Origin of the sequence: Chamaesiphon sp. GL140_3_metabinner_50, assembly GCF_025361915.1 — a bacterium.
Lineage (GTDB): Bacteria > Cyanobacteriota > Cyanobacteriia > Cyanobacteriales > Chamaesiphonaceae > Chamaesiphon.
Genome location: NZ_JANYJC010000259.1, coordinates 1 through 4,864 on the forward strand (window position 1 = coordinate 1; position 4,864 = coordinate 4,864).

The 4,864-nt window shown below is 47.2% G+C and carries 6 protein-coding genes; 1 reads left to right on the forward strand and 5 read right to left on the reverse strand.

Features of this window, described 5'->3' with window-relative positions; all coding sequences use genetic code 11:
• The 5 genes from Q0R35_RS12915 to Q0R35_RS12935 form a co-directional block, all read right to left on the reverse strand.
• The coding region (locus tag Q0R35_RS12915; RefSeq protein ID WP_295618711.1) for an isochorismatase family cysteine hydrolase at positions 1-633 on the reverse strand (633 nt) is incomplete at its 3' end.
• A 57-nt stretch (positions 634-690) separates the two neighbouring features.
• Positions 691-1,804, reverse strand: a protein-coding gene (gene prfB / locus Q0R35_RS12920; RefSeq protein WP_366944885.1) for a peptide chain release factor 2 whose coding sequence is annotated in 2 segments (ribosomal slippage) — positions 691-1,731 and positions 1,733-1,804 — 1,113 coding nt in all. Because the reading frame shifts where the segments join, the coding sequence is not laid out codon by codon here.
• 164 nt (positions 1,805-1,968) lie between these two features.
• A complete protein-coding gene (locus tag Q0R35_RS12925; protein WP_295618718.1) occupies positions 1,969-2,265 on the reverse strand; it encodes a DUF3181 family protein in 297 nt (98 codons plus the stop codon).
• Positions 2,258-2,509, reverse strand: coding sequence for a 2TM domain-containing protein (locus Q0R35_RS12930; RefSeq protein ID WP_295618721.1), 252 nt, complete (start codon positions 2,507-2,509; stop codon positions 2,258-2,260). Before Q0R35_RS12930 ends, Q0R35_RS12925 begins: the two co-directional genes overlap by 8 nt.
• Positions 2,510-2,641: 132 nt before the next feature.
• Positions 2,642-3,706: a 30S ribosomal protein S1 gene (locus tag Q0R35_RS12935; RefSeq protein ID WP_295618724.1), complete on the reverse strand. Its 1,065-nt coding sequence runs from the start codon at positions 3,704-3,706 to the stop codon at positions 2,642-2,644.
• A gap of 265 nt (positions 3,707-3,971) precedes the next feature.
• On the opposite strand from Q0R35_RS12935, the gene Q0R35_RS12940 reads away from it, so the two are divergent.
• Positions 3,972-4,820, forward strand: a complete 849-nt coding sequence (locus Q0R35_RS12940) for an ATP-grasp domain-containing protein (protein ID WP_295618727.1) — start codon at positions 3,972-3,974, stop codon at positions 4,818-4,820.
• Positions 4,821-4,864 lie beyond the last annotated feature (44 nt).

Consider the following 4,864-nt stretch of genomic DNA (forward strand, 5'->3'; position numbering starts at 1 on the left):
AATATTCGTTAGTCGGACTGGATTGCTGTCTGAGAGCAGTTCGCCCCAGTTTCTGGTAGTGGCTCCGAGTTGTTCGAGTTCTCTAATTGCCAGTAGATGTTTACCTGGCGTGCTAGCAGATGTCGCTTCCTCTAGAATCTCTACCTGATAGCCCAAGCGCAGAGCTGATTTGGCAGTGTGAAACACGCACACATTTGTCGTTACGCCACAAATCGAAAGCTTAGTAATTTGCTTTGTTTGCAACCATCGATGAAGCGGGGTGCGATTCTCATTCTCAGAGGCTACGCCAACCAAAGCATCGTACCAATGTTTGACGATCGAAATTTCATCATCTGTTCGCTGGGCGAAGGCACTTTGCAAGCTAGTGACGATTTCGCTACCCCAAGTATCTTTGACGCAGCAAGGTTTACCTGTATGGGTTTTGCCGTGGAGTTCGTCGGGTGTTCCAGTTAATTCGCCATAATTTGAAGTAATCCAAACAACATTTCGATGTTGTTGTCGGGCGGCTTCCACCAACCACCTGGCAGCCTCACAGAGTTGTTGGGGTTCGATATGCCGTTTGCTAAAAGCACCGCCCTCTGTTAAGAAGTCGTTTTGAAGATCGACGAGCAGAAGAGCAGAAAGCGATTTCATCTGACTGAGTTAGAGAATTGGTAAAAACTTTATAATCTTAATTTTAACCGATCGATCTTACTCGCTTACCATTTGATTTTCCTGACGTAAATAAGCCTCGATAAACTCATCGATTTCGCCATTCATCACATCGCCAACGGCGGTTGTTTCCACACTCGTGCGGAGATCCTTCACCATTTGATAGGGATGAAACACATAGTTACGAATTTGCTGACCCCAAGCAGCTTCAACCATATCGCCGCGAATTTCGGCGATTTCTTTGGTCTTTTGCTCTTGGGCGATAATTAGTAATTTCGCTTTGAGAATTACTAACGCTTTCTCTTTATTTTGAAGTTGGCTGCGTTCTTGGGTACACCGCACGGCGACCCCTGTGGGCTTGTGAACGATTCGGACTGCTGTTTCGACCTTGTTCACGTTTTGCCCGCCTTTACCGCCCGCGCGGGTGGTGGTAATTTCCAAATCGGTATCGGGGATATCGAGCTGCACGGAATTATCGATTAGCGGCATTACTTCTACGCCTGCAAAACTCGTTTGCCGTTTGTCGTTGGCATTAAAGGGCGAAATTCTAACTAAGCGATGGGTGCCTTTTTCGCTGCGGAGATAACCGTAGGCATATTTACCTTCAATTTCCAGAGTAGCCGATTTTAATCCGGCTTCTTCGCCTTCGGAGATTTCGGCAAGCTGGACTTTAAATTTACGATCTTCCGCCCAACGGGTATACATCCGCAAGAGCATCTCAGCCCAATCCTGGGCATCCGTACCCCCAGCCCCGGCATTGATTGTAAGAACTGCCCCCTTCGCATCATAAGTTCCTGATAATAACTGTTCTAATTCCCACCGATCGAGTTCTAAACCGACCTGGGAAAGGTTCTGTTGGGCTTCTTGCCCTAAAGCTTCGTCTGGCTCTAGTTCTAGCAGTTCTAGGGCGGTTTGGGCATCGGCTACGCTGCTCTGCCAGTTTTGAAATTGCTCTAAGTGCGACTTGTAATCGTTAAGTTCTTGCATGGCAGCTTGAGCCACGTTTTGGTTATCCCAAAACTCTGGCTGGGCGGCGACTTTTTCTAAGTCTTGAATTTTGGCTGTCAGTGCGGGAACGTCAAAGATACTCCTGGGTCTTGCCCAGGCGATCGGTCAGCGTGTTAATATCGCGTTTGATGTCTACTAGGTCGATGGTCATTTAGGCTCTAGGTTTTAGGCTTTAGGTTTTAGGCAGGATCTTTTGTAGGTTGGGTAGCGGATGCGATCCGGTCGGGTTTCCCGACTATGGAAGCGCACCAAGCAGAGCGATAGCGAAACACAACAACTAGAATTTCTGATATCGATATAAATCGACACCTACATTTCTCGCTCGTAGTCTTGGAGGACATCCATGAGTCGGGCTTGAGCGGTGACGGGGATGAGGTTGAGGAGGGAGGTTTTTTGTCTGCCGCCGCCGAGATCGATCGAAATATTAGTCAAGATTTCGGTGAGTTTTTCGCCGTTTAAACCATTATTTAAGCAGGGAAATACTTGCTCGGCGAGAGTGGTATGTAGCTTGGCATCTTTCAGGTAAAGATGCCATTTGGCGACATCGATATAGACTTTATCGCCGATTGCTGCTGCTAGATCTTCGATTTGTTGATTGTTAGCCATCGGTATTAGGGGAGTAATTGGCAATGGTGAAAATGTACAAAGCGTGTGCAAACAAGATCGCCGCCCAGATTCCAGTTACCGAGACAGCCCAGCTCCAATCAGCTCTCTGGAAAATCTTAAAAAACCATAGTCCAGAGTTTGAGGCAGAAAATAAAGCGACATGAAAGGCAAATGTCATTCTGTCGTCTAGTCTCCGAAATTCGGGGTCATTTCGATCGGGTTCGCGCGGCCATTTGGGAGGCATAGTTTAGGTTTTAGGTTTTAGGTTTTGGGCTTTAGGGTCAAGCCTTTGTTTATTGTTGGCAATACAGGGAATAATAAAAAGAGGGACTAGCCCTCTTTATTATTATTCTAATCACTAGGGATCGAAATGGGTTTAGGCTTCAACAGTTTCTTCAGCAGTAGCGGCTGGAGTTTCTGCTACTGTTGGTTCTGCTGGGATTTCAGCTTCTTCCATCGCTGATGGAATTTCTTCTTCGGCTAAATCGTCAACAGCTACAGTTGCAACTGGAATCTCGATCGATTCTAAGGGCTGCCCGGAAGCTTTAGCTAGTAACATCTCGCGATATTTAGCTGCCATTTCATCGGCCATTTCATAAACACGATCGCGATTTTTAATCATGTCACCGGGTTCTGGTTCCAATTGCTTGGTAGAGAGCGAGATCCGTCCGCGTTCGGCATCGAGATCGATGATCATGACTTTGACTTCATCGTTGACACCAAATACGCTGTGTGGTGTATCGATGTGATCGTGAGAAATCTCGGAAATGTGGAGCAGTCCGCTGACACCGCCGATGTCGATAAACGCACCGTAAGGTTTGATGCCGCGTACCGAACCGATCACGACTTCGCCGACTTCGAGGCGATTCATCTTCCGTTCGACTAATGCGCGACGGTGGCTGAGTACCAGACGGTTGCGATCTTCGTCTACTTCGAGGAACTTCAAGGGGAGTTCTTCGTTGACTAATTCTTCTTTAGCTTTGCGGGTGCTGATGTGCGATCCGGGAATAAAGCCGCGCAATCCTTCAATGCGGACTAACGCACCACCACGGTTGGTGGCAAATACTTGAGAGCGAACTGTCGCATCTTCGGCTTGGAGTTGGCGCACGCGCTCCCATGCCCGCATGTACTCGATCCGGCGGATTGAGAGGGTAAGCTGCCCGTCTTCGTTCTCATCGGTAAGGATGAAAAATTCGCGAGTCTCGTTAGACTGTAATACTTCTTCAGGTTGATCTACACGGTTGATCGACATCTCCTGAATCGGGATGTAGGCGGCTGTTTTTGCGCCAATGTCAATCAGAGCACCCCTTGGCTCCAGACTAAATACGGTACCAGCAACGACATCGCCAGGGCTAAAGTGGTAATCGTATTTATCGAGTAGGGCTGCGAAATCGTCGAGGGTGAAGCCGATATCTGTAGAGGTTGTTTTCTGACTGACCATGCAATAATTATCCTAAGGTTTTCTCGTTCGTAGCTACTTTGCCTCCTGTGGATGTACGCGCACGTTGACTAAATTAAATCAGCTTACTAATGTTTCGCTTACACCTACATACCCCGATCTATCTTGTGAAATTCGATCGAGTTGATATTTAGAGTCCAAACATCGTATTTTAGCATACCGCAGGGCGATTTGGCAGCCCTTGGCGATTGCCAAGTTGGCTATTTTTGGGAAATGACAACCGTAAAATCTCCGATCTTTAATTCAAATGCCATACATAGATCGCTCGAATCTAGACCTCATCTTGCTGGAAGATACGGTATGGATATTAGTTGAGGAAGTTGGCTTATCTAGTTACGACTTCAATTTGACTCAATTTTTTGCCTGTCGGCATCCCTGGCAACGTCCAGAGCAAATTCACGCGATCGGGCGATTTGGAGCGGTATCGAATTATGATGAGCTGTACGCCCAGCTAGCCGCAGAAGGCATCTATTTAATTAACTCGCCAGCGCAACATTTGTGTGCGAGTGAGTTACCCGTTTGGTATCCGTTACTTTCAGGCTTGACACCCACAAGTCAATGGTTTTCGACACCACCAAGTTTTGAATCTATCTCCCAAACGCTGGGATTGCCCTTATTCCTCAAAGGTAGTCGTCAAACCAGCCGCCATCGCGCCGCACTGTCGATTATCCATACTGCTCAAGAATACGATCGCGCTATTAACATCTATGCCGAAGATCCGATTTTACAGTGGCAAGATTTAGTCTGTCGAGAATTTGCCCAACTGCGATCGGTACCATCTAGAGCTACCGAAAAAATTCCCGCATCGTTTGAGTTTCGCACCTTTTGGTGGCGGGGTACATGTGTCGGCGCGGGGCAATATTGGTCTACCGATTATAATTGGAATCGTGAAGAAGAAATAGCTGGACTCGCGATCGCGCAAGCAGCAGCATTGCGATTAAACTTACCATTTGTAGTTATCGATATCGCTCAAGCAACTGATGGCGAATGGATCGCGATCGAATGTAACGATGCTCAAGAAAGTGGCTATGCGGCTATTTCGCCCTTTAGTTTATGGCAAAATGTTATCGATCTAGAATCCGATCGATCTCCTTAAACTCCTGACCGGATTTAAATGTCTGAAAACTCAAAAACCCCGCA